The organism is Alkalibacillus haloalkaliphilus, from assembly GCF_007991275.1.
GTDB classification, from domain to species: domain Bacteria; phylum Bacillota; class Bacilli; order Bacillales; family Alkalibacillaceae; genus Alkalibacillus; species Alkalibacillus haloalkaliphilus.
Genome location: NZ_BJYA01000001.1, coordinates 387,779 through 411,333, shown reverse-complemented (window position 1 = coordinate 411,333; position 23,555 = coordinate 387,779). Strand labels below are relative to the sequence as shown.

The 23,555-nt window shown below is 36.7% G+C and carries 22 protein-coding genes; 11 read left to right on the top strand and 11 right to left on the bottom strand.

The features are described from left to right. Positions 1-12 precede the first annotated feature (12 nt). The 3 genes from rlmH to AHA02nite_RS02025 all read left to right on the top strand — a co-directional run bounded on the left by rlmH (position 13) and on the right by AHA02nite_RS02025 (position 2,650). On the top strand, positions 13-492 hold the full coding sequence (gene rlmH / locus AHA02nite_RS02035) for a 23S rRNA (pseudouridine(1915)-N(3))-methyltransferase RlmH (protein WP_146813875.1): 480 nt from the start codon (positions 13-15) through the stop codon (positions 490-492). 170 nt (positions 493-662) lie between these two features. After that, positions 663-1,658 carry a virulence RhuM family protein gene (locus AHA02nite_RS02030; protein WP_146813873.1) on the top strand — a complete coding sequence of 332 codons (996 nt, stop codon included), beginning with the start codon at positions 663-665 and terminating at the stop codon, positions 1,656-1,658. Positions 1,659-1,816: 158 nt separating this feature from the next. Continuing rightward, positions 1,817-2,650 (top strand): NAD(P)-dependent oxidoreductase, encoded by an 834-nt coding sequence (locus AHA02nite_RS02025; RefSeq protein WP_146813871.1) that lies wholly within the window; start codon positions 1,817-1,819, stop codon positions 2,648-2,650. Positions 2,651-2,875: 225 nt separating this feature from the next. Here AHA02nite_RS02025 and AHA02nite_RS02020 read toward each other — a convergent pair whose 3' ends face one another. Then, complete coding sequence (locus tag AHA02nite_RS02020) at positions 2,876-3,061, bottom strand: hypothetical protein (protein WP_146813869.1); 186 nt, start codon at positions 3,059-3,061, stop codon at positions 2,876-2,878. Positions 3,062-3,091: 30 nt separating this feature from the next. Further along, a complete protein-coding gene (locus tag AHA02nite_RS02015; protein ID WP_146813867.1) occupies positions 3,092-3,622 on the bottom strand; it encodes a hypothetical protein in 531 nt (176 codons plus the stop codon). Between the two features lie 611 nt (positions 3,623-4,233). On the opposite strand from AHA02nite_RS02015, the gene AHA02nite_RS02010 reads away from it, so the two are divergent. Beyond that, positions 4,234-5,754: a hypothetical protein gene (locus AHA02nite_RS02010; RefSeq protein WP_146813865.1), complete on the top strand. Its 1,521-nt coding sequence runs from the start codon at positions 4,234-4,236 to the stop codon at positions 5,752-5,754. A gap of 138 nt (positions 5,755-5,892) precedes the next feature. Here the strand turns inward: AHA02nite_RS02010 and AHA02nite_RS02005 are convergent, their stop codons facing one another. Then, positions 5,893-6,045: a small acid-soluble spore protein P gene (locus AHA02nite_RS02005; protein ID WP_017186188.1), complete on the bottom strand. Its 153-nt coding sequence runs from the start codon at positions 6,043-6,045 to the stop codon at positions 5,893-5,895. 338 nt (positions 6,046-6,383) lie between these two features. Between AHA02nite_RS02005 and AHA02nite_RS02000 the strand changes: the two genes are divergently transcribed. Together AHA02nite_RS02000 and katG are read left to right on the top strand one after the other, a co-directional pair. Further along, positions 6,384-7,253 carry a DMT family transporter gene (locus AHA02nite_RS02000; protein WP_146813863.1) on the top strand — a complete coding sequence of 290 codons (870 nt, stop codon included), beginning with the start codon at positions 6,384-6,386 and terminating at the stop codon, positions 7,251-7,253. 271 nt (positions 7,254-7,524) lie between these two features. Further along, positions 7,525-9,708 carry a catalase/peroxidase HPI gene (katG, locus tag AHA02nite_RS01995; protein WP_146813861.1) on the top strand — a complete coding sequence of 728 codons (2,184 nt, stop codon included), beginning with the start codon at positions 7,525-7,527 and terminating at the stop codon, positions 9,706-9,708. 95 nt (positions 9,709-9,803) lie between these two features. Here katG and betB read toward each other — a convergent pair whose 3' ends face one another. The 4 genes from betB to AHA02nite_RS01975 are packed head-to-tail and all read right to left on the bottom strand — an operon-like array spanning position 9,804 to position 13,764. Next, positions 9,804-11,279, bottom strand: a complete 1,476-nt coding sequence (betB, locus tag AHA02nite_RS01990; RefSeq protein ID WP_146813859.1) for a betaine-aldehyde dehydrogenase — start codon at positions 11,277-11,279, stop codon at positions 9,804-9,806. Positions 11,280-11,309: 30 nt separating this feature from the next. Beyond that, positions 11,310-12,311 carry an NAD(P)/FAD-dependent oxidoreductase gene (locus tag AHA02nite_RS01985; RefSeq protein WP_146813857.1) on the bottom strand — a complete coding sequence of 334 codons (1,002 nt, stop codon included), beginning with the start codon at positions 12,309-12,311 and terminating at the stop codon, positions 11,310-11,312. Between the two features lie 19 nt (positions 12,312-12,330). Further along, positions 12,331-12,690 carry a Rieske (2Fe-2S) protein gene (locus tag AHA02nite_RS01980; protein ID WP_146813856.1) on the bottom strand — a complete coding sequence of 120 codons (360 nt, stop codon included), beginning with the start codon at positions 12,688-12,690 and terminating at the stop codon, positions 12,331-12,333. Positions 12,691-12,705: 15 nt separating this feature from the next. Continuing rightward, entirely contained in the window at positions 12,706-13,764 is a 1,059-nt protein-coding gene (locus AHA02nite_RS01975; RefSeq protein ID WP_146813854.1) for an amidohydrolase family protein, read from the bottom strand. Between the two features lie 466 nt (positions 13,765-14,230). Between AHA02nite_RS01975 and AHA02nite_RS01970 the strand changes: the two genes are divergently transcribed. The 3 genes from AHA02nite_RS01970 (at position 14,231) to AHA02nite_RS01960 (ending at position 17,271) form a co-directional block, all read left to right on the top strand. Continuing rightward, positions 14,231-14,902, top strand: a complete 672-nt coding sequence (locus AHA02nite_RS01970) for a GOLPH3/VPS74 family protein (protein ID WP_146813852.1) — start codon at positions 14,231-14,233, stop codon at positions 14,900-14,902. Positions 14,903-15,082: 180 nt separating this feature from the next. Further along, positions 15,083-15,802 (top strand): alpha/beta fold hydrolase, encoded by a 720-nt coding sequence (locus tag AHA02nite_RS01965; RefSeq protein WP_146813850.1) that lies wholly within the window; start codon positions 15,083-15,085, stop codon positions 15,800-15,802. Positions 15,803-16,452: 650 nt separating this feature from the next. Continuing rightward, a complete protein-coding gene (locus tag AHA02nite_RS01960; RefSeq protein WP_146813848.1) occupies positions 16,453-17,271 on the top strand; it encodes an AraC family transcriptional regulator in 819 nt (272 codons plus the stop codon). Here the strand turns inward: AHA02nite_RS01960 and AHA02nite_RS01955 are convergent. Together AHA02nite_RS01955 and AHA02nite_RS01950 are read right to left on the bottom strand one after the other, a co-directional pair. Next, positions 17,247-18,449 carry an MFS transporter gene (locus AHA02nite_RS01955; RefSeq protein ID WP_146813847.1) on the bottom strand — a complete coding sequence of 401 codons (1,203 nt, stop codon included), beginning with the start codon at positions 18,447-18,449 and terminating at the stop codon, positions 17,247-17,249. The genes AHA02nite_RS01960 and AHA02nite_RS01955 overlap by 25 nt on opposite strands. Positions 18,450-18,636: 187 nt before the next feature. Further along, positions 18,637-19,527, bottom strand: coding sequence for a fructose bisphosphate aldolase (locus tag AHA02nite_RS01950; protein WP_146813845.1), 891 nt, complete (start codon positions 19,525-19,527; stop codon positions 18,637-18,639). 322 nt (positions 19,528-19,849) lie between these two features. On the opposite strand from AHA02nite_RS01950, the gene AHA02nite_RS01945 reads away from it, so the two are divergent. Next, complete coding sequence (locus AHA02nite_RS01945; RefSeq protein ID WP_146813843.1) at positions 19,850-21,121, top strand: patatin-like phospholipase family protein; 1,272 nt, start codon at positions 19,850-19,852, stop codon at positions 21,119-21,121. Between the two features lie 38 nt (positions 21,122-21,159). On the opposite strand, the gene AHA02nite_RS01940 is transcribed toward AHA02nite_RS01945, so the two are convergent. Together AHA02nite_RS01940 and AHA02nite_RS01935 are read right to left on the bottom strand one after the other, a co-directional pair. Continuing rightward, the gene (locus AHA02nite_RS01940) at positions 21,160-21,411 is read right to left on the bottom strand and encodes a spore coat protein (RefSeq protein ID WP_146813841.1); all 252 of its coding nucleotides are present in this window, start codon (positions 21,409-21,411) and stop codon (positions 21,160-21,162) included. A gap of 13 nt (positions 21,412-21,424) precedes the next feature. Continuing rightward, positions 21,425-21,610: a hypothetical protein gene (locus tag AHA02nite_RS01935; protein ID WP_146813839.1), complete on the bottom strand. Its 186-nt coding sequence runs from the start codon at positions 21,608-21,610 to the stop codon at positions 21,425-21,427. Positions 21,611-21,959: 349 nt separating this feature from the next. Between AHA02nite_RS01935 and AHA02nite_RS01930 the strand changes: the two genes are divergently transcribed. Continuing rightward, positions 21,960-23,468, top strand: a complete 1,509-nt coding sequence (locus tag AHA02nite_RS01930) for a malate:quinone oxidoreductase (RefSeq protein ID WP_146813837.1) — start codon at positions 21,960-21,962, stop codon at positions 23,466-23,468. Positions 23,469-23,555 lie beyond the last annotated feature (87 nt).

Sequence of the window (23,555 nt, the reverse complement as noted above, 5' to 3'; positions counted from 1 at the left end):
GGAGGTGTGGGAATGAACATTACAATTGTCTCAGTCGGCAAAATAAAAGAAAAATACTTAAAACAAGGTATCGATGAATATATGAAGCGGCTTAGTAAATATGCCAAAGTGAAAATAGAAGAAGTACCAGATGAACAAGCACCAGACAATATGAGTGAAGCAGAAGAAGAAGCGGTCAAAAACAAAGAAGGCGAGAAGATATTAACAAAGATATCCACAGATACATACGTCATCACACTTGAAATTGAAGGCAAGCAATTAACATCAGAAGCCTTTGCTAAGAAAATGGACGAATTAGCTACGTATGGCAAGAGTAAGATCGCTTTTGTTATTGGTGGTTCACTTGGCCTAAGCGATGAAGTTAAACAACGAAGTGACTACGCCATTTCATTTAGCAAAATGACTTATCCACATCAGTTAATGCGGTTGATTTTGTTGGAGCAGGTTTATCGGGGGTATAGGATTAATAGGGGTGAACCGTATCATAAATAGTGGAAAAGCAGATGGAGAAGAAATTTATTAGAACAATAAAATGAAAGTTGATACTAGATGCCCTTTAAACAGTAAAAAGTTTGAAGGGTTTTCTATAATCAATAAAAGAACAAATGTTCTAAAAATGATATAATTATAGAGAATAGGAGATAAAAGGAGTGAGAGGTTTAATGCAAAATGATACAAATATCCTGATTTACCAAACTGAAGAAGGAAATACAAAAATAGATGTAAGATTAGAAAATGAAACAGTTTGGATGACTCAAAAGGCAATAGCAGAGCTTTATCAAACATCACCACAAAATATCACATTACACATAAAAAAAATTTACGAAGAGTGCGAATTACAAGAAGAAGCAACTTGTAAGTATTACTTACAAGTTCAAAATGAAGGTTCAAGAGAGATAAAAAGAAAAGCAAAACACTACAATCTCGAAATGATTATCGCAATCGGTTATCGAGTTCGATCCCATAGAGGTACACAATTCCGCCAGTGGGCGACAGAACGTTTGAATGAATATTTGGTCAAAGGCTTTACAATGGATGATGAACGCTTAAAAGAAATTCGTAATTTTGGTCAAGACTATTTCGACGAACTCCTTGAACGAATTCGAGATATCCGTGCTTCTGAGAAGAGATTTTATAATAAAATCACTGATATTTATTCTACATCTGTTGATTATGATCCTAGAGCAGAAATTACACAGGAATTCTTTGCAACAGTTCAAAATAAACTTCATTTTGCTATACATGGTCAGACGGCTGCCGAATTGATTGCAAATAGAGCTAGTGCTCAAGAAGAAAATATGGGTTTGACTTCTTGGAAAGGAGATAAAGTTCGTAAGCCGGATGTTACAGTCGCTAAAAATTACTTAACTGAAAAAGAGTTAAAGTCATTAAATCGAATTGTAACAATGTATTTGGATTATGCAGAAGACCAAGCAGAGAGGCAAAGACCAATGTATATGAATGATTGGGTTGATAAACTAAATGCTTTTCTTCAGTTTAATGAAAGGGATATTCTCGAAAACGCTGGAAAAGTATCGAAGACCGTGGCTGAACAAATTGCCATTGAGCAATATGAAAAATATAACCAAAACCGCTTAAAACAAAATATAAAAGACGATTTTGATGATTTTGTTGAAAAAAATCACTTGAAGAAATAACTACAAAACACATAGAGTATATGAGTTTACCAGTAAATTTTACTTAGCTTGAAAGTTCCTAAGGTTGATTCACATTGATTAGATCGCTTTTATTTGCTGTGAATAATTAAAGTGGTTACGATAAGAGAAATTATTTATATATTGAGGGGGCATGACCATTGAGTAAAAAAATTGGTTTCGTAGGATTAGGGGCAGTGGGTTTTCCGATGGCTGTTAATTTAAAGAAAGCTGGTTTTGAAGTGATCGGTTATGATGCTTTTAAAGGCGTTTACGAAAAAGCTGAAGCAGAAGGAATAACGATGGTAGAGACTTTAAAAGAAGTGGCCGACCAATCTGATGAAGCGATTATATCGATGGTGCGTGACTATGATCAGAATGTTGAGGTCATTTTTGGAACGGATGGTCTTTTCACTGGTGAGACGAAAGGTAAGACGGTCACTTGTATGAGTACACTTGACCCAGATACGATGAAACAGTTAAACCAAAAAGTAGAAGAAGAAAGCGACTTGAATTTAATTGATGCTGGTGTGAGTGGAGGCGTTTCCGGTGCTGAAGCGGGCACCTTGTCCATTATGGTTTCGGGTCCTGAAAATATCGTAACGTCGTTTCAGCCATACTTTGAGGCGATGGGTTCCAACATATTTTACTACGGGAACGAAACAGGTAATAGCCAGATTGCTAAGCTAATTAACAATCTTATTCTTGGAATTAATACGAATGCTGTTGCAGAAGGCCTTAAATTAGCAAAACACTTCAACTTACCTGAAGACGAATTATTGAACCTGTTACAAGTCAGTACAGGTGATAGCTGGGTAGTTAGAAATTGGAGTGATGTGTCTGAATGGACTGCAGATACTACCTTAAATATCCTACTAAATGATTTAACAGCTGCTAACAACCAAGGACTTAAACATCATGTTCCATTACCGTTTAGTGCCTTAGCTACTACGCAACTACTAGATTCTATGGGAGAAGCAAAATCAAAATGCTGAGGGTATGGCCACTGGCATATTAGCAGAAGATTAAATCCGAAGCATTAGCTTCGGATTTTTAATAGTTTCTACATGTTACCTTTTTAGCACAATAAAGATGGATTTAGAATGATATGGTGTCCCTATATCACAGTGTTTATGAGATAGGTTATCTTCCTATTAATCAAGAAGAATGCCAAACTCTTCTTCCACTCATTGATATGAGGTAAGAGAAGGAAGGTTGTTTTAAAGGTTGTTATGTTTTTTCTGTTTATTAAAATAATAGTAATAACTCAATTCAAGAATTAAAAAGCCAACAAATAGACTTGCTAAAATAGGATAGGGAGATTCGATAAGAAAAGCCAAAAATAATGTAATAAAGAAAGCAAATAAACCAAATGTAATTGGATATTTATGGTTTTTTCTTTTCATATAAAACCCTCCTGAATTATTGGACCGGCATTAAGTGATAATAAAAAGACTGTACAATTGAGAGGTTACAAAGTTTATAATGACCCATACCCAGCGTTTCCTCCCCGAACCGAATGCTGCGGCTATTATTCCTAAAATGGGCATAAATCCTATTAAACCAATCCATGTGCTAACTTCGAATCCAAAGTGTTCCATAGCGAGAAGAACGCCTAATGCAACTCCAAAAGTTGCTAATATAGACTGAGCAATAATAATTGGGATATTTCGATCCTTTTGATGAGTCCACACTTTAGCAGTTTGAATATAATAATTTTCTTCATTAGGGTTTTCCTGAGCAAAAATAAATGCATTAACTAAGCGTAGCGGCTCTTTTCGTTTTGGAAGAGAGCCAGCTAATAAACCAGATTCATCTAATATCCCATGCTCCTGTAATTGTTTTTCAAAATCTCTCATTGTTGATTCAACTTCTATTCGGTTTTTATCTTTATTAATTTTTTTCAGCAGCTGGTTAGTAGTCATTTTCAAGTACTTTAGTGTTAGATCATAGAAAAATTTTCGCATGTACTATCCCCTCCAAAGCCAATTTTACCATAATCCAATAGTTAAATTTGGGTGGTTCAAGACCCTAGAAAGTATCAAAACTTAGGTTCTTGAATTATCTGCAATTACTGCATAGTTAGAACTTTAATCACCTAATGTGAAAAGAATTTGAGTTAAAACTTATTTGGAGGTTAAGATATTGGATTGGTTAACAATTATTTCTATTATACTGATTAGTGCCACTATATAATTATGTTTGTATGGAAGCAAAAATCTCAAGTGCTCTTACTCATTGGTAGAATAGTCTTTTTAACAGCAATATTATAATTAAAAGGTTGGATAATAAGGGAGCAGTTAATATACAAGAGATTATTTAAGTTAAATCCAAAGTCAGGCTGTTAATTTACTATAACAGCCTGACTTTTTATGAATTTTCAATAGCAATGGAGACATCAAGTTAAATTTAAATTCGCTGCAGTCTTAGAATGCCATAGGCTATGAAATATTTCTAACTCTTCATAATTTTTAAACAATAGTAACTAAAAATTACCTAAATATGTTATTATTATGGAAAAGATATGAAAGAAAAGCCCCGTTTTGATTACAGTCTATGATAAGGAGAGGGTATACTCATGCATTTACAAGATGTATTACCGTTAATGTCGAAGATGTATTTGTCAAGGACAGTGGATAGCTTTTTAAAAGATGTGAAGTTAAACAATGAAGAGGAAATGCGGGACATTATAATTAAGAATATTGATGAGTTTAAGAATGCTGAAAGAGTCAAACTAAATTTGGACTTTAGGGAAGCGAATCGTGATATTACATTAATGAATCGATTTATTTTGAAATGTTTACTTGGAAGCGAAGGTTACATTCTTTCAGAAAAAGAGATGCATGAGAATGTTTTGGAACTTGAAAGGCAGATTCTAGAGGATAGTCAGGATGATTATTTTGTTGAAAATAAGATTGATGAGACGTCTTTCCGAGTGTATAGTGCCGTCTTGAACACGGCTTGGAGTAAAGGGGAAGCTTTAACGTCCGATGAAATAAATATTTTATATACTCTTCGTGAGGTCCTTGGGCTGACAACAAGAGAGCATTACATTATGGAAAGTAGAATTGGGAGATTTCCTCAGAAGGGTAATAAACTACATAACTCAAAACATGTGGATCAATCTCTTAAGGATCTTCAACTTAGAGGGATATTGTTGCGGTTCAAAACGGATGATGTTTATTACGTCATACCTCATGATATCGTTAGAGAAGTTAGGTATGAGATGGGAGAAGAGCTTCGAACAGCAACTTACATTGAGTTATTGAACTCATTAAACATAAAACAGATAAAGACTATATTATCTACAATTAATATAAATATGAGTGGTAACAAAGATCAGTTAGTAGATAAGATTGTAAAATATAATATATTACCTTCAAAAGCACTCTCTCATTTAAATACTTCAGATTTAACACAGTTACTTCGTTCACTAGATGGATCTAATGTAAGCGGAACAAAGGAAACCAAGATACAGAATATAATAGATTATTATGAAAATGTGACGACAACGGTAGACTCAGATCCTACAGATGAACGTTCTATTTATTATGATTATTTTGATGATCTAGCTTCGCGTAACTATAAAGCTTTACGGGCTAATAAAGTAATTGAGAAGGATAACCAGGTTGAGAAATATTTTGAGGAAGCCACACGATACCTTTTCGAGAAGAAACTTAAGCTGCAATTAGAGAACATGAAAGGAAGTAAGCACGCTGACGGTAAAATTAAGATTAGTTCTAAGGATAGTTTATTATGGGACAACAAAAGTGTAGAAAAGCCTTACACCTTCCCAGAAGAACACCTTGAACAATTTTTAGGGTATATTAGATCAGAACCTACACGAGTTTCGATATTCTTGATAGTTACCAGTGACTTTACTCAAGAAGCGGTTTATCAGGCGCAAAAACTTAAAGCATTTTCAGAAGATGATACGGATGTTGCTATAATTACTGCTGAAAACTTAAAATATGTAAGTGAAGTGTGGGAAGAGTATTCGGGTAAAAAGGAACCAGAATTTAGCCATCAAGTACTGAACTTAACAGGAGGGCTTAATAGAAGTTTACTTACTAGTCGAATGGAGTGGGCTTTAAGATGATGCTCAAGAACTTCTAAATTAACGACTTCTTTCCAATTTATAATTACTCAATCAATGTTACTCTCCTCTCCAGGACACACTTACCCTGAAGAGGAGTTTTTCTATCTTTCTTATTGAGTAGCCCTTGTCTTCTGCAATCTACATATCATGATCCGATTTTTGTTTTTGCCGTGAATGGTTTCCCTGTTTGACTTTGTGTGAGCCTTGCATTGGTTCGCCATATGGCTGTTTCGGACTCTTTGGTAAATTTGGTTCTTTCTGCTGTTTTGGTCCTTTAGGTGTTCCGCCCATTTTCGATCCCCTCCTTTGATGTTTATGAATAGCTTTTGATAAGGCGAAGAAATCTATACTTCGAAAGCTAAATTTTCACCGTGATTGGCTAACCCATTCAGTTGTTTTTTATTATTACAAATTTCCAGTATTGGAACACATTAAAGTTAAAAAATACTTTTGTGTTAATTTGAGTTTAAATTGGTGATTTAAGAGGAAATATCTTTAATACCTTTTTTAAATACACATAAGTTTGGTAAGGAGAATTATTTTGCCATTGAGTTTAAGTTATTAAACCCTGGTTGGTTTTATATAGTGTAAATGATTGGTACTATGACTGATTTGTAGGGGGCACGCGATTGAAATTTGCAGGTGTAGGTTTAGTGATGTTAGCTGCTATATGCTGGGGGATTACGGGTGGAATTGCTGATATATTAATGAGCAAAGGCTGGAGTCCTATTGTCATTTCATTTTTTCGAGGAGCTGTTGGGTTTATATGTTTTTTCTTGTGGTTCCTCTATCGCTTTAGGCTGAATTGGATTTACTCCACTCGTTTCTACATATGGTCTTTTTTAGCTGGTGTTGGTGTTGCAGGAAATTTCACTTTTTATTTTTTAAGTATCCAAGAATCAAGCGTTGCTGTGGCTGTTACTTTAATGTATACCGCTCCTATATTTGTCCTTTTGGTTTCCTTTTTAATAGGTATAGAGCAATCGACTTGGTTTAAATGGGGATGTATTTCCTCTGTCCTTATGGGGATCTTCTTCCTTACAGGTGCTTACAATACCGAATCGATTTCAGTAAGTTTTCTAGGGACAGCAGCAGGGTTAGCTTCTGGACTTTCTTATGCTTTGTTTATATTTGGATTTAAAAATGCCTCTTCGATCGGTAAGCCACAGGCCACTTTAACAATCGCCTTTTTATCATTTTGTCTTGTCCTTTTCCTATTCATGGACAATGAGGAAGCAGCGACTGTCGTGACATCTAGTGACATAGGCTGGTTTTTACTAATAGGAATATTAGGGGCTGGAATATCATTTATTATCTATCTGATTGGTCTTCGAATGACTACTCCAACCACTGCATCAATGGTCGCTATGGTAGAGCCGGTGACAGCTTCATTATTCGGACTGCTACTTTTAGGAGATCATATGACTATTATTCAGTTTCTTGGCATGGGGCTTATCCTAGTTACAATTACCCTGCTTAGTTTGAAACAATCAGACTGAAAAATAACCTGAGTATAACGTTTGTATAGTTACATTTCATCGTGTTTAAATAATGATATAAATAATCTATTAAACTCACAACATGCTTTATTTATAATTATTATAAATAAATATTGACTATAAAGTGATATATGGTATTATTAATTTAGGCTCACATTTAGTTTTTGGTGAGCAAATTAAAGGCAAGTAAATCCCAAATATGTAATAATTATTAATAGAATAGTCCAAATGTTGGCTATTTTAAATTGTATGAGGAGGGTAATAAATAATTATGGACACAAAGAAAAATACAAACACTGGAGGCTGCCCATTTAGTCACGGTAGTGTTACAACGAATGAATCAAACGCTACTACTAATAAAGACTGGTGGCCAAATCAACTAAACTTAAGTATCCTTCATCAGCATGACACAAAACCTAATCCGATGAGTGAAGACTTTGATTATGCAGAGGAATTCCAAAAACTAGATTACAAGGCTCTAAAAAAAGACCTTCATGATCTAATGACAGATAGCCAAGACTGGTGGCCGGCAGACTTTGGTCACTATGGTCCGTTCTTTATTCGTATGGCTTGGCACGCAGCTGGTACTTACCGTTCTGGTGACGGCCGTGGTGGCGGTGGAACGGGTAACCAACGTTTTGCTCCACTTAACAGCTGGGAAGACAACGGTAACTTAGATAAAGCACGTCGCCTGCTATGGCCAATTAAGCAGAAGTATGGTAACCAAATTTCTTGGGCTGACTTACTGCTTCTAACTGGTAACGTGGCAATCGAATCTATGGGTGGTAAGACATTCGGTTTCGGTGGTGGCCGCGAAGATATTTGGCATCCAGAAGAGGACATCTACTGGGGTACTGAAACGGAAATGTTAGGTAACAACCGTTACAGCGAAGACCGCGAGCTTGAGAACCCACTTGCTGCTGTTCAGATGGGTCTAATCTATGTTAACCCAGAAGGTCCAGACGGTAACCCTGACCCGTTAAAGAGTGCTGAAGACATTCGTGAAACGTTTGCACGTATGGGAATGAACGATGAAGAGACAGTAGCTTTAACAGCTGGTGGACATACTTTCGGTAAATCACACGGTGCAGGAGATGCAGCTCACGTAGGTCCAGAACCAGAAGCGGCTCCGATTGAAGCACAAGGCTTAGGTTGGTTAAGCACACATGCTAGTGGAAAAGGCAGTGATACCATTACAAGTGGTATTGAAGGCGCTTGGACTCCAACACCAACAAAATGGGACAACACTTACTTTGACCTATTGTTTGGTTATGAATGGGAGCTAACAAAGAGCCCTGCAGGTGCAAATCAGTGGAGACCAGTTAACCCTACTGAAGATCACTTAGCACCTGATGCAGAAGATTCTTCTGTTAAGGTTGAAACAATGATGACAACTGCAGATATGGCAATGCGTATGGATCCAACTTATGAAAAGATTTCTCGTCGTTTCCATGAGAATCCAGAAGAGTTCGCAGACGCGTTTGCTCGTGCATGGTTTAAGTTATTACACCGTGACATGGGGCCTCGTTCAAGATATTTAGGTCCAGAAGTTCCAGAAGAAGAACTAATCTGGCAAGATCCAGTACCAGAAGTTGATTACGAGCTATCAGATGAAGAGGTAGAAAAGATTAAAGCTTTAATCTTAGACACTGATCTTACAACTAGTGAACTTGTAACAACGGCATGGGCTTCAGCAAGCACTTACCGTGGTTCAGACCACCGCGGAGGCGCAAATGGTGCACGTATTCGCCTTGCTCCACAAAAGGATTGGGATGTTAACCAGCCTGAACAACTTGAAAGAGTACTAAATGTACTAGAAGAAGTTCAAGGTCATCTAGATCAGAAAGTTAGCCTTGCTGACTTAATTGTACTAGGTGGTAGTGCAGCAGTAGAAAAAGCGGCACGTGATGCAGGCGTTGATGTAACTGTTCCATTCGCTCCAGGACGTGGTGATGCTACAGAAGAGCAAACAGATGCAGATAGCTTTGACGATTTAGAGCCAGTAGCTGACGGATTCCGCAACTATCAAAAGAAAGAGTACAGTGTAAGTCCAGAAGAGCTAATGTTAGACAAAGCTCAACTACTAGGCTTAACGGCACCAGAAATGACTGTACTAGTTGGTGGTATGCGTGTACTAGGTACTAACCACAGTGGAACACAACACGGCGTATTCACTGATCAAGTTGGTACTCTAACTAACGACTTCTTTGTAAACCTACTAGATATGGGCGTTGAGTGGAAGCCTGTAGACGGTACTATTTATGAAGGACATGACCGTAAGACTGGTGAAGTCACTCGTACAGCAACTCGTGTTGACCTTGTGTTCGGCTCAAACTCTGTATTACGCTCAATTGCAGAAGTTTATGCACAAGATGATAATAAAGAGAAGTTCGTACGTGACTTCGTTGATGCATGGGTTAAAGTAATGAATGCAGACCGTTTTGATCTTAAATAAAAAATAAAATAGCCTTAAAAAAAGACGATCATACTTAATGATCGTCTTTTTTGCTATTACTCCTATACTTGCTAAAAACTATTATAAAATACTAATTAATCGCCAAACCAGTTAATAGGTTCTGGTTTCAAGTTGTGGAGAATATGCTTTGTTTCTGTATATTCTTCTAGTCCAAGTTTACCTAATTCGCGACCGATACCAGATTGTTTGTAACCACCCCATGGTGCATGAGGGAAATAAACGTTATATTCGTTAATCCACACAGTTCCCATGCGCATTTTAGCAACGCAACGCTCTGCTTTAACAATGTCGTTTGTCCACACGCCACCTGCTAGGCCATAAGTGGAGTTATTTGCTAGGTTGATCGCTTCTTGCTCTGTTTGGAACTTTTCTACGGTAATGATTGGGGCGAATGCTTCATATTGTATAATGTGCATATCGGTTGTGCAATTCGTAAAAATCGTCGGTAAATAGAAAAAGCCGTTTTGAAGTGCTGGGTCTTTTGGGCGCCTACCGCCTGTTAAAAGTTTCGCTCCTTCTTGTTTACCTGTTTCCACATACTTTTCCACCTTTGCTAAATGCTCAGCAGAAATGAGTGGACCCATTTGGGTGTCTTTATCAAAACCATTACCTAGTTTTATATTATTAACACGTTCGACTAATGCTTCAACAAACTCGTCGTGAATACTTTCTTCAACAATAAGCCTCGTACCTGCTGAACAAATTTGTCCAGCGTGGAAGAATACAGCATTCATAGCTTGATCGACTGCTGTATTAAAATCAGCATCAGCAAACACAATGTTAGGGTTTTTCCCACCGAGTTCAAGTGCTAGTTTTTTCACATTAACACTAGCAGCTTGCATAATCTTTTTCCCTGTTTCAATACCACCTGTAAAAGAGATTAAGTCAACATCAACATTTGTAGAAAGCTCAGCCCCAACGGTATGGCCTGCGCCGAGCACAAGGTTCGCAACACCTGCTGGGACACCTGCTTCTTCTATTAATTCAAACATTTTAATAGTCGTAAGTGGTGTTATTTCACTTGGTTTCATCACAAGTGTGTTCCCAGTAACCAAGGCAGGTGCAAGTTTCCATGATGCTTGTAGTAATGGATAGTTCCAAGGTGTAATTTGACCACAAACCCCGACAGGCTCGTGCACAACTTTACTCACTGAGTTTGGTATTGGAGAAGAAATGATTTCGCCACCATTTTTATCACCAATTTCAGCATAATAGCGGAATACTCCAGCAATATCAACCATATCTTCACGACTTTCTTCAACTGTTTTACCTGTATCCAACGACTCAAGTTCGGCTAGTTTTTGTTGGTCTCTTTCGATTAAGTCGGCAATTTTATGAACAATACTTGATCGTTCTGTAGCTGGGGTACTTGACCAATCACCTTGATCGAAAGCTTTTCTAGCGGCTATGATTGCCGCTTTTGCATCTGATTGATCGCCTTCTGTTACAGTTGCAATCTCTTCTTGGTTGAATGGATTAATAATGGTACGTATTTGTCCACTACTTGCATGCACCCATTTCCCATCTATGAACATCTTTTTTATTGTCATAAAGTCGAGCTTCCTCCTTTTAAAACTAACCTACATCCCGGCAAACACTGTCGTACTGTGTGGTGGTTGTACTCTTGCTTTAGGGTTGATATAGTGTTTTGCTTGGCTGATGGCGGTTGGTGCTTCCCCAAAACCGGAAGCGATTAGTTTAACTTTACCGGCGTGTGTAGTAATGTCACCAGCTGCATAAATCCCTGAAATATTCGTTTCCATCTTTTCATTGACGACAATTGAATTCTTTTGCAGATCCAATCCCCATTCTTTGATAACACCTAAGTCTGTAATGAATCCGTGATTAACTATAAGAGAATCGACATTAAGATTTTCTGTCAGATCCCCTTTGCTTTCTTTGATTAAAATCTGTTCAATGAACCCGCCATGACCAATGAGGTCATCAATAACCATTGGTGTTTTAATTTGAATAGTAGACTTATTTAATAGATTGACACTGTGCTCATGTGCTCTAAATTTATCTCGACGATGGATAAGTGTGACTTCCTTTGCAATGTCTTCTAACATTAATGCCCAATCAACAGCAGAATCGCCACCGCCTGCCACGCATACTTTTTTACCTTTAAAAGAATGAAAATCCGTAATCGAGTAGTGAAGGTTATTCCCTTCGTACTGACTTGCTTTCTCATGTTTCAGGCGGCGTGGTTGGAAGGCACCAGCACCACTTGTAATAATCACTGTCTTCGCGTAGTGAACATGTTTAGTCGTCGTGACTTCAAAGAGCTGGTCATCCAACTTTTTCACATATTGAACACTTTCTTCTAAGCATATTTCCGGGTTGAATTGCTTCGCTTGTTCTTCTAATTGGTTAACTAAGTCTTTTGCTAAAATTTTTGGAAAGCCGGCTACATCATAAATATATTTTTCTGGGTAAAGAGCCATTAACTGCCCGCCCACTTGTGGTAAGCTATCAATGACTTTGATCGACATCTCGCGCATACCGCCGTAAAAGGCAGCGAATAAACCTGCAGGTCCTGCTCCAATAATAATGGAATCTACAGCATTCTCAGGTTGGTTCATAGTTTTCACCTTCTTTTTATTACTTGTATACGATTACGTCTTCGTTTTCTACTCGTACTTTATAACTAGGTAGTTTTTTATTAGGATTGGCTAGCATTCTACCTTCGTCTTTTATATCAAATTCTCTGCCATGCCATGGGCAACGAATAATTTCCCCTTTTCGGCAGTAATGGTAGTCTCCTGGTTGACTCTCACCAGTTGTTGCTCCACAAATCATCCCTTTATCTAGTGGAGCGCCTTGGTGGGTACATTGATTTAAAAAAGCATAAAATTCACCATCTAGTGTTCGGCAAATTAATATATTTTGCTTCCCGAGATCAACTGCTTTCATTTCACCAGGCTCTAAATCAGTTTTTTTACATACTATATTTTCAGTCATAACATAGTCCTCCTACTAATTAGGTAGTTTTGGATAAAATGCTTTTGCATTATCTGCGAATATTTTCTTCTTTAGTTCTAAGTCTAGATTCGGTAATGCACGAGTTGGCGAATCATAGTCCCAGTGTGGGTAATCGGTAGAGAAGCATAATATTTCATCCGTTCCCATTTGTTCAATGAGAGACATAAATTCTTGTTTAGTTACTTCTTCAGCTGGTTGAGTTGTTACTCGAATCTGTGCTTTGAAAATATCACTGGGCTTTCGTTTCAACCAAGGGACTTCATGGCGCAAGTCGCGGTATTGCTGGTCCATTTTCCACATAATGTGGGGAACCCAAGTAAATCCGCCTTCAATCATCATTAACCCGAGATTAGGGAACTTATCAAATACACCATTGAAAATCATATTCGTCACTTGTTTCATATGAGCAGTAGAAATTAATGTATGCCACTCAATAAAATACCTTGGCCATTTCCCATAATAGACAGGCGGCTCATTATGGTGCATACCAATCATTAAATTATGCTTTTCTGCAGCTTCAAAAATAGGGTGATAGAATGGATCGCCCCACATAATGTCATCAATGGGTAGTAAAACTTGGACCATCTTTGGATGGGATCCAACTCTTTCAATCTCTTTTACTGCAGCGTCACGATCTTGTGCTGCAATATGAACAGATCCATATAAACGATCATCTTTCTCTAACCATTCTTCAATTTGCCAATCATTGTAAGCAGATGCTAAAGCTGTCGCCATTTCATACCAACCATGCATCGATGATGGTGAAGGATCTAATGCACTCGTTAAAATGCCAAACTCATGACCGATATCATCTAGCAGTTGTTCTTGCATAAATGTTAAGTCTGAACCAGCCGGACGCCCATCTGGTACAACTGCGTCTGCCCGGTTTACACCTGCAACAGAGGGCTGGGTGTATGGCATATGTTTTTCTTGTACCCAATGACAATTTTGAATGTAATGTTTAAAAGGTTCGTCTAAATATTTCAGTATATCTTCGTAGTGAACGCGCTCGTGTATATCTGTATCTACAATTCGAATGTGTTCTTTAGCCATTAATAATTCCTCCCGATAGTTTTTGTTTCGCTACTAAAAATCTTATCAGCATACCGAAATACCTCCAAAGTTACTGAGAGGCGGTGAGAGCCATTTAAATTGCTCAGTGCGGGTCAGTGAAGCTCAGTGAAGGTCAGTGACAGTTTTTTAACTTTTTTGAATTTAGCGTTTGAAAAGTAGGGGAGGAAGCTAGTTGGTTAATATTCGTGAGGAAATTTGTTAAAACCTTACTGCGTGGTATGTTAATGAATATTTTCAATTGAATTGATCTTATTATGATTTACACACAGGCAACTCCTGCATGCTGTTAGTTTTAGATCAATAACCTGTTTCACTTTTAGGACATTTTAAATGCCAAAAAATCCAAACTGTTGTATCCTATTTGTAAGGATTTATTCCACATGCCACGACTTATAACAAACATTAGTTTAATAGTTGCAATATTAAATACACTTGGAGGGGTAGAATGCTATTACCGAAACGGCTATTACTTTTAGCGACAAGGAGAGAAAAGGGGACGATTTATTTAAGAGCCTCATCTCGAATTAATTATGGCCTTGCAGGTGCTGTATTAATGGAATTGGCTTCAAGAGATAAAGTTGATATAAGGAAAAAGAAGTTGATCGTTGTCGACTCAAAGCCGACTGGGACGGCTTATCTTGATTATGCTTTAGAGCGAATTACTCAAGCGAAAAGTAATAAAAAAGCAAAGTACTGGGTACAAAAGCTCGGTAACAACAAATTGCGAAAGCAGGTATATAGAGATTTAGTGAACGAAGACATGGTTAAAGATGACAGTCGTCATTTTCTAGGAATCTTTCCAATTCACCGTTACCCAATTGAAAATGTTGATGCAGTGGACAAACTCGTTCGTGATGTTCAAGAAGCGGTATTTACAGAAGAAATTGATCAAGTAGAAGAAAACCGAACAGTCTTACTACTCGGTTTATTGAATACGTGTCAGCTTACTTCGATTTTGTTTTCACCAGAAGATAAAAAAGAAGCTAAAAAACGCATTAAGGCGATCATGGAAAGTAATGTTTTAGCCAATTCAGTTTCAGAAGCTGTTCAAGCTGTCGATTCTGCAGTGGTAACGGCAGTAGCAGCAACAAGTGCAGCGAATTCAAGTTCGTCATAATTAATATTTAGGTGATACCATTTGGAATTATATGCAAGGTTCCCAATAGTTTCATTATGCCTTATCCAATCTTTTAGAGGGTATAATCGAGTAGTCATCTTATTGGGGTGGAAGTAAATATAATGAAGTATTACACTCAAAGAAGATCTTATATGATTCAAATAGTTGGGGGAGAAGTTCATGATTTTACATAACACCACTACTGGTGAAGGGGAACCAATAGTTTTAATTCACTCTGGAGGCATGACAAGTTTAACTGAATTTGAGGAACAAACTGAGTACCTTTCTGCTCGAAACTTCAAGGTAATTCGCCCAGATCTAAGAGGTCATGGAAAGTCTAATGGGAAAATTGATGATTACTTTACTGATTGTGTAAAAGATCTTAAGGATACTTTGGATAGTTTAAATGTTGAAAAGTGCCATATTGCTGGAGTTTCATTGGGAGGAATTGCAGCATTACTTCTTGCAAAGGCTTACCCTAATAAAGTAAAATCTTTAACATTTTCTGGGGTTTTTCCTGTTAGGCCTAACAATTGGTCTGAAATGTTAAGAGAAGAAGCTGCAAACTATGAACAACTGTTTAATAATGAAGAAGCGGTTTCCTATCTAAATGAAATTCATGAAGATAATGACTGGAAGACTTTGTTGAAATCCTTTAGCGATGAAGACTTTTATCCGTTTGAACAGACAGGGGAGGTATCTCAACTTGCTATGCCAACTTTATATATGGTCGGTGAACAGCAAGATTTAGAAGTATCAGCTGCTATAACTTATAAGCAATTTAACCCAAAAATTCATACGTCAGTGATCCCGTTGGCTGGTCACCTAGTTCATAGAGAGCAACCAGATTTATACTCAAGAACTTTATATGCGTTTATAAAAGAAATTGAGAGTTCATAATACACGTGAGTTCTGCCATATAGCGGTTTATGTATAATAAGTTAGTAAAATTGGTGATTTAATTATAGAAACTATTTATAAAGAGTGGAGGGGTTATTATGGTTGAAGCAAAAAGGTTAATGCCTTTAGATATCATTATTCATATTATAATTTTAGTAGTCGGCATTGCATGGCTATACCTCGGTCTTTATGGAGCTTCAGAGAGTTTGTTGTATATCATTCTAGGTAGTTTTTGTGTAGGGGAGTCCCTATTTAGGTTTTATGTCTTATACAAAAGAACTAAGTGAGTCACATTTTTCTTTTAGGAGGCCTTGTAATGAGAAGAAGTAAGTTTTTTTATTGGAACTTAAATGAGCTTGAAAAGTTTCAACGAACTATTTTGGTCTCATTATTCTCAGTGGTATTGATTTTTATAATGATCTACACAGAGACATTCTCAAGTGAAGTGACTTTTATTTTATCCTTACTATTAATTATTACTTGTGTAATCTGGTTAGTTTATACATATATCAAATACAAAAAATCGTCACAATATGAATAAAAAGGCTAAAAAGACCTGTCTCACTTTTTCAAATGAGACAGGTCTTTTTATTAGGTAATCTGAAAGTGTTATAATAGTAGTTAAATTTCATGATCTACGAGGTTATTCAATGAACACATTACTACATAGCGACGTTGGGCTATTTTTACTAAGACAAAATTTTGATCAAGAAAGTGATTGGCGCTCGGATAATTGTTACAAATTTGTATTTTCTGTTGGTGGTGCAACTAATTATCAAACCAACCGTCAAGAAATGACAATGTCTCAGCATCAATTCCTTATGTTCAATCCTAGTGAAGACCACAAACAAATCGCTGTTGATCACAGTAAATTTTTAGTTGAATTAGATCGACAAATGTTAAACGAATTGTCGTCATCCATATATAACCAACCTTTTGAAGTCCAATTTGCTTCATTGGTCCAATTTACAAATCCCGTTTCTCAATGGACACAATTTATCATTAGACATTTAAAAGTCTTAGAAGATGAGCCCTTGATGGTTAAGCAATCTTTTTTAGATCACAACTTAACTTCCTTAAGTATTATACTCTTAAACAATGCTGTTAGCAGTCACATACCAGACATTAACTTAAGTCATTACAATGTTTTTAATGCGCCTATTTCCAAAACATTAACAGCGTTAAAAGATGACTATAAGAGTAATTGGACCCTAGAAGACATGGCAAAAGTTGCGAACTTAAGTAAGTATCAATTCGCACATGTATTTAAAGAGCTAATTGGTATTTCTCCTTATTCATGGCTACAAGTTTACAGGTTAGTGCGTAGTCAGCAATTATTAAAATACACTAACCTAACAATATTAGAGATCGCTTTAGAATGTGGTTTTTCATCAGTCAATGTATATAACCGTTTATTTAATATGCTTTACGGAAAATCACCTGGTCACTTTCGTAAAATCGTAAGGTAGTAACTTACTAATCCCGCTAAAATCATGAGTAGACCACATACTACAAAGATTATGTTAATGCTTACAAAGGTAGATAATAATCCAAATACACCAAGTGAGATCGCATTCGATAGGTATAGGAGGAATGCATTAAAACTAAACCCTTTTCCTAACATATCGTTCGGTAGCAGTAACTGGAGTAAATAAACTCTAGCTAAGCTTGAAATGGGTAGTCCCATAGCAACAATAAGCGCCCCAATAAAATATATAGGTAATGCAAAGGCCAATCCTATTGTAAAGATTCCCATGCTCCAAACAGATGAAGCAATTAAATAATGTTTAAGGTTCAACTGTTCCCATACATAAGGGACAATGATATTAACAAGAATTACACATACACCAAATGTGCCTAAAATTATACTATACCATTCTTCTGCATTACTGAGAGTAGCTGATAACTGTAGTAAAAGACCTACTTGCCAAACCCATGTATTCAAAAACACCATGATAAATGTGACGATAAATAGTGTTTTTAACTGTGTCTGTTGATTAGCCCATATGACAAAACTTTTTAGAGTGAGAAATACATCCTTAATACTCTTACCAGCTAACCCCTTTTCATCTTCTTTCAACGTTATTTTCGATATAAGTAATGCACTTATTAAAAAAGTAACGGCATCTATTGTAAAAAAATGAATGATCCCCACTGTGTTAATCAACACAATACTTATAATTGGACCTAAAACCGTGGCACCGCGAGTAACAGAGTCTAGTAAACTATTAATTGCCGTACGGTTCTCTACAGGAACTATAATGGGGAGTAAAGCCCTGTGAGCAGGGTTATAGAAACACCCTAGTAACTGAATTAAAAAGCTTACTACAATCAAATGCCAATATTCCAACAATCCAAAATAAAAGAAAAAGACTAACGAAAATATAAGAGGAACTCTGATTAAGTCAAAGATAATTAGAAGTCTCCTCTTTTGAATCCAATCACTAACAACGCCACCAATTAATCCAAAAAATAGATAAGGAAGCACTTGTGAAATAGCAATGCCGGTTGTATAAAGGTTGGACTGCGTTAGCTCATAAGCTAAAAACAAGAATGCCATCCCTGAAATAACATTCCCAGCATTCGTAATACCAGCGCTTAGAATATAAAACAGTGCGTTTCTATTTTTCAAAGCGTTTAGATACATTTTAATCACCTCTCGTTCATCTTAAGAGGTAATTAAACTTCATTCTTCATCAATCTTGCTGAATTATATATTTTATATTCTTTTGCGATAGCAGATATTGTTTTCTTAACATATTGAATACAATTAAACTTTATGTAAAAAAAGCCTGTTTCACTTTTCACGTGAAACAGGCTTCGTTTATGCTCATTTAGTTTTTGTTAACTGACGCGTCGTAGATTGAATCTACAGCTTCTTGAAGTGTATTATTAAATTCTTCTTCTGATTGGTTAACGTTTAGTTCACTTGCTAGTGCACGAGAGAAGCTTGCGATTAGGTTTTCGTGGTCTTTTAACTTTTCGTTAGCTTCATCACGAGTGTAACCACCAGATAGTGCAACAACGCGTACAACGTTTGGATGGTCAGCTAAGTCTTTGTAAAGGTTAGCTTTTGATGGAATCGTTAGCTTAAGCATAACGTACTCATCAGAACCTAACTGATCTAAATGCTTCTTAAGTTCAGCTTTTAGGATCTCTTCACATTGTTCTTTGTCAGAGCTGTTAATGTCAACTTCTGGCTCGATAATTGGAACTAAGCCAGCATCGATAATCTTCTTACCGATTTCGAACTGTTGTTCAACAACTTCTTGAATATTAGCTTCGTTTGGTTCATGAACGACTGAACGCATTTTTGTACCAAACATGCCACGCTCATTAGCACGGCGTAGCGTTTCATCAAGATCGTGGATTGGCTTCATTAGTTGAACACCGTTTTCTACGTCAGCTAAGCCTTTGTCGATCTTTAAGAAAGGTACAATACCTTTTTCAGATAGGTAGTCACCAGTGTACTTACCTTCAATTTCACGATCCATCGTTTGTTCGAATAGGATCGCTCCTAGAATCTTGTCTGCATCAAAAGCTGGAGAAGTAATGATGCGTGTGCGCATTTGATGGACAAGGTCAAACATCTCTTCTTCGTTTGAGTACTGGTCTTCTGTTACGCCGTATCCTGCTAACGCCTTTGGAGTACTACCGCCACTTTGGTCAAGTGCAGCAATGAAACCATTGCCGTTTTTCATTTTGTCAAAATGTGTTTGATTCATTTCAAATCACTTCCTTATCGTCATTCTATATATTTCCCATCTACAATCATATCATTATCAACTACAACAGGTCTATTCGGAAAGCGTTTTTATTTATAAAAAAATCTTATTTTAATCGTCTAAGTCCAAATGCCTGAATATTCATAATTGACTAGGTGTTTGAACTTATTTTAGAAGGAGTAGAGCGGTGTATGTCGAATTTCACTATAAGTGGTGTTAAAAGAGGCATACACTAATATAATTTAATAGCGACTTAGCACAAACTGAACTCAGAAAAAGCAATATATTAACAATAAAGATTTTTAAGAGAGTAGGTATAAACATGAAGTTATCTACTGTTAAACCCACTCAGAAGAAAGTAGGCTTAGCTCTGTCAGGTGGAGGTTTTCGAGCTGCCTTATTTCACGTTGGTTTGTTAGCTCAGTTAGCAGAGTTCAGGAAGTTAAAAGACGTCGATACAATTTCAACCGTTTCAGGCGGTTCGATTGTTGGTATGATCTATTATCTACATTTAAAGAAGTGGCTCGAATCGAATGACCGACCAATTCAAGACGAGGATTACCTTAGAATTGTTCAAGCTGTTGAGAGTGATCTTTTAACCATTGTTCAAAAAGGGTTTCGAATTTTCGGGTTAAGGGGTCTTCATAAGCTCTATACGATGACAGGTGATGAGTTAAGTGAAAAGTTAGATGAAGTGTTTAAAAGTATCCTTAATGAGGATCATTACCTATCTTTAAATGATTTACAAATTGATCCATTATATGAACAAAATAAATCACATAAAATAATCGTTAACACGACTTCGTTAAATAACGGTGAGTTGTGGTTATTTACGAGTGAAGGAAATGGTGAGATTAAACAGTATCTCGATGAAATGATGAAGGTTGAAGGCCATCATAATGATGAACCTCATTGTTTAACTGGTTTTACGGTTGGAAAGGCTGTTGCTGCATCAGCTGCCGTACCAGCATTTATAAAACCTGTCTCAATAAAAAAAGATCCACTCAATATTCAGTTAGTTGATGGAGGGATCTTAGATAATCTAGGTACTAATAGTCTGTTAAATGAAGGGTGTAATCATTTAATCATAAGTGATGGCTCTAAGTATTTGGAAGCAAAACCTAAGCCGTCGAACTTTTTAATTAACGTCATTGTACGGACTCAAAACATATTTATTAACGCCATTATAAGAAACAACTTAAGAAATATTGATATCGATCAAGAACATATTGATATGAGATACGCGCTCCCACGTTACACGAGAACAAATAAAGAACTAAGCGAAGTTAACCATGGCGTTAACATTAAAGTACAACACTATTTATCAAATATTAGAACAGACCTTGATTCTTTTTCTGAAGTTGAGGCTAAATCATTGATGCTTTTAGGCTACAAATTTGGCTTAGCAGAATTCAGTGGTATGGATTTTTTAAGAAACTTAAATAGAATGAAGCTGACCCCTAATCAAGACTGGCAGTTCAAATCAATCAAACAGCGATTTCAAAATCCTGACGAAGACTATTTAAAAGAGTTAAAGGTTGGGGAGTATAGTTTATTTAGGCGCCTTCGGAAAAGGTTTGCTCGATTAGAGTAAAAAGCGATTCCAACTTTGGAATCGCTTTTTAATTTCTGTTATGAAGAGGATAGTTGACTCTTCGTTTCTTGGACAACTTGATCTGACGCTGGAGCAGCTGGTTGGTAGTAACCTTTTTGAAGAGCGTAGTCGTATAACGTTCTTTGTCTTGATTCATCTTGGTTTCTTAATTGGATTAAAGTTTGTCTCAGCTCTGAATTATGTGATTCGTTAATAAACCCTGCATAGCCAGTGAGACTAGCATTTAATCCTGCTAAGTAATCGTTAACCATATCTTTTTCCTGTAGCATGTGGCATTCCTCCTTATTGAAAAAATTGCATAAGCTGCTGTTGGGCTTGTCTAGCTGCTTGAGCATCATTTTGTAAGATCTGTTTTAGTTCTGGGTCCGTACTGTTTTGAGCGTAATCTTCAAGCTTGTTTGCAATAGTTGCGTGGCCGCCAATAATGTGACGTAAGTTTTCTACTTCTAACTCAGTTAAATTAGCCATTTTAAAGGCCTCCTTTCATAAGTACCAATATTAATTTTTGTATAATACAAAAAGATATACAAAAGACGGTACCAAAAGTTTTTAAAAGTAAAAGTCTAGTTGTGTTTATTTTTTCAAAATATTGAGATAAAATAGAAGTTGTTAATTGAGTGGAATCTATAATACGTATAAAAATTCCGCCTTTTTTGTCGGGTCGTAATATATATTTCAATCTATTAGTATTAGTGATAAACTTATAGTAGAAAAACTTTAAACTAGAGTAGTATGAGGATTTTTATAGATTGATCTTGCTAGACATTAGTGTGGTCAATACATCTTTTGGACAAAACGTTAAGGAGTTTGAAAGAACATGAGTAATAATACAGATGTGATCTTAATTGGTGCCGGCATCATGAGTGCAACATTAGGTTCTCTTATAAATGAATTAGAGCCAAGTTGGAACATTAAAGTTTTCGAAAAGCTCGAGCGTTCGGGTGAAGAAAGCTCAAATGAATGGAATAATGCAGGAACAGGACATGCTGCGTTGTGTGAATTAAACTACACAAGCGAAAATTCAGACGGCTCAATTGATACGACAAAAGCGACTAAGATTAATGAACAGTTTCAAGTGTCCAAGCAGTTTTGGTCTTATCAAGTAAATCATAACCAACTTGACCGTCCAGAAGAATTTATCAAGGCTTTACCACATATGAGTTTAGTTCATGGTAAAGATAATGTTGATTTCTTAAAGAGACGTTATGAAGCGATGGTTAGTAATCCGTTATTTACAGGCATGGAGTTCTCGGATGATCCAGAACAAATTAAAGAATGGACACCTTTAATTATGGAAGATCGTCAAGTAGAGGAACCGATTGCTGCGACTAAAATTGATGGTGGAACGGATGTTAATTTTGGTGCTTTAACACGTAAGACTTTCGACCATTTAAAAGAACAAAATGTAGAAGTTCACTATAAGCATAGTGTCGATCAACTGAACCAAAAAGATGACGGCTCATGGGAGTTAAAGGTCCGCAACCTAGAGACGAATACAGTAGAACGTCATACTGCAAAATTCGTCTTTATCGGTGCTGGCGGTGGAAGTATACACTTACTCCAAAAGTCAGGGATCCCTGAAGGTAAGAATATTGGTGGTTTCCCAGTTAGTGGACTGTTCATGGTATGTAAAAACCCTGAGGTTGTGGAACAACATTATGCTAAAGTATACGGTAAAGCCCCAGTCGGCGCACCACCAATGTCAGTGCCACACCTAGACACACGTTATATTAATAATGAGAAATCATTATTGTTTGGACCATTTGCCGGCTTTACACCTAAGTTCTTAAAAACAGGCTCCATGTTTGATTTGATGACTTCAGTTAAGCCAAGCAACTTGTTTACGATGTTGTCAGCAGGGGCGAAAGAAATGCCTCTAACAAAATATTTGATTCAACAATTAATGCTTTCTAAAGAAAAGCGTATGGAAACGTTAAGAGAGTTTATCCCAAATGCGAAAAGCGAAGATTGGGATTTAGTTGTAGCAGGCCAACGTGTACAAGTGATTAAAGACACTGAAGAAGGTGGAAAAGGAACACTTCAATTTGGTACAGAAGTTGTTACAGCATCTGACGGTTCTATTGCAGCCTTACTTGGTGCATCTCCAGGTGCATCAACAGCCGTTTCAGTTATGCTTGAAGTGTTAGAGAGATGTTTCCCTCAGCAAATTAATGCTTGGGAACCTAAACTTAAAGAAATGATCCCATCGTATGGTCAGTCATTAGTCGAAAACCGAGAACTTATCCGTGAAATACATGCATCAACAGCTGAAATTTTAGAGCTAAATGAACAAGAAGTTGCCGATGAAGTAGCAGCAACAACATAAGAGAGAAAAGCATAATTAGTTAAGCTAATTATGCTTTTTTATGTGGTTTTAACACAATTGTGCTATGATAGGTTTAGTACTAAATTA

Excerpts from the sequence above, each read along its gene's own strand:
- rlmH (WP_146813875.1), top strand. The coding sequence starts at position 13 with ATGAACATTACAATTGTCTCAGTCGGCAAAATAAAAGAAAAATACTTA.
- AHA02nite_RS02030 (WP_146813873.1), top strand. The coding sequence starts at position 663 with ATGCAAAATGATACAAATATCCTGATTTACCAAACTGAAGAAGGAAAT.
- AHA02nite_RS02020 (WP_146813869.1), bottom strand. The coding sequence starts at position 3,061 with ATGAAAAGAAAAAACCATAAATATCCAATTACATTTGGTTTATTTGCT.
- AHA02nite_RS02015 (WP_146813867.1), bottom strand. The coding sequence starts at position 3,622 with ATGCGAAAATTTTTCTATGATCTAACACTAAAGTACTTGAAAATGACT.
- AHA02nite_RS02010 (WP_146813865.1), top strand. The coding sequence starts at position 4,234 with ATGCATTTACAAGATGTATTACCGTTAATGTCGAAGATGTATTTGTCA.
- AHA02nite_RS02005 (WP_017186188.1), bottom strand. The coding sequence starts at position 6,045 with ATGGGCGGAACACCTAAAGGACCAAAACAGCAGAAAGAACCAAATTTA.
- katG (WP_146813861.1), top strand. The coding sequence starts at position 7,525 with ATGGACACAAAGAAAAATACAAACACTGGAGGCTGCCCATTTAGTCAC.
- betB (WP_146813859.1), bottom strand. The coding sequence starts at position 11,279 with ATGACAATAAAAAAGATGTTCATAGATGGGAAATGGGTGCATGCAAGT.
- AHA02nite_RS01985 (WP_146813857.1), bottom strand. The coding sequence starts at position 12,311 with ATGAACCAACCTGAGAATGCTGTAGATTCCATTATTATTGGAGCAGGA.
- AHA02nite_RS01980 (WP_146813856.1), bottom strand. The coding sequence starts at position 12,690 with ATGACTGAAAATATAGTATGTAAAAAAACTGATTTAGAGCCTGGTGAA.
- AHA02nite_RS01975 (WP_146813854.1), bottom strand. The coding sequence starts at position 13,764 with ATGGCTAAAGAACACATTCGAATTGTAGATACAGATATACACGAGCGC.
- AHA02nite_RS01970 (WP_146813852.1), top strand. The coding sequence starts at position 14,231 with ATGCTATTACCGAAACGGCTATTACTTTTAGCGACAAGGAGAGAAAAG.
- AHA02nite_RS01965 (WP_146813850.1), top strand. The coding sequence starts at position 15,083 with ATGATTTTACATAACACCACTACTGGTGAAGGGGAACCAATAGTTTTA.
- AHA02nite_RS01960 (WP_146813848.1), top strand. The coding sequence starts at position 16,453 with ATGAACACATTACTACATAGCGACGTTGGGCTATTTTTACTAAGACAA.
- AHA02nite_RS01955 (WP_146813847.1), bottom strand. The coding sequence starts at position 18,449 with ATGTATCTAAACGCTTTGAAAAATAGAAACGCACTGTTTTATATTCTA.
- AHA02nite_RS01950 (WP_146813845.1), bottom strand. The coding sequence starts at position 19,527 with ATGAATCAAACACATTTTGACAAAATGAAAAACGGCAATGGTTTCATT.
- AHA02nite_RS01945 (WP_146813843.1), top strand. The coding sequence starts at position 19,850 with ATGAAGTTATCTACTGTTAAACCCACTCAGAAGAAAGTAGGCTTAGCT.
- AHA02nite_RS01940 (WP_146813841.1), bottom strand. The coding sequence starts at position 21,411 with ATGCTACAGGAAAAAGATATGGTTAACGATTACTTAGCAGGATTAAAT.
- AHA02nite_RS01935 (WP_146813839.1), bottom strand. The coding sequence starts at position 21,610 with ATGGCTAATTTAACTGAGTTAGAAGTAGAAAACTTACGTCACATTATT.
- AHA02nite_RS01930 (WP_146813837.1), top strand. The coding sequence starts at position 21,960 with ATGAGTAATAATACAGATGTGATCTTAATTGGTGCCGGCATCATGAGT.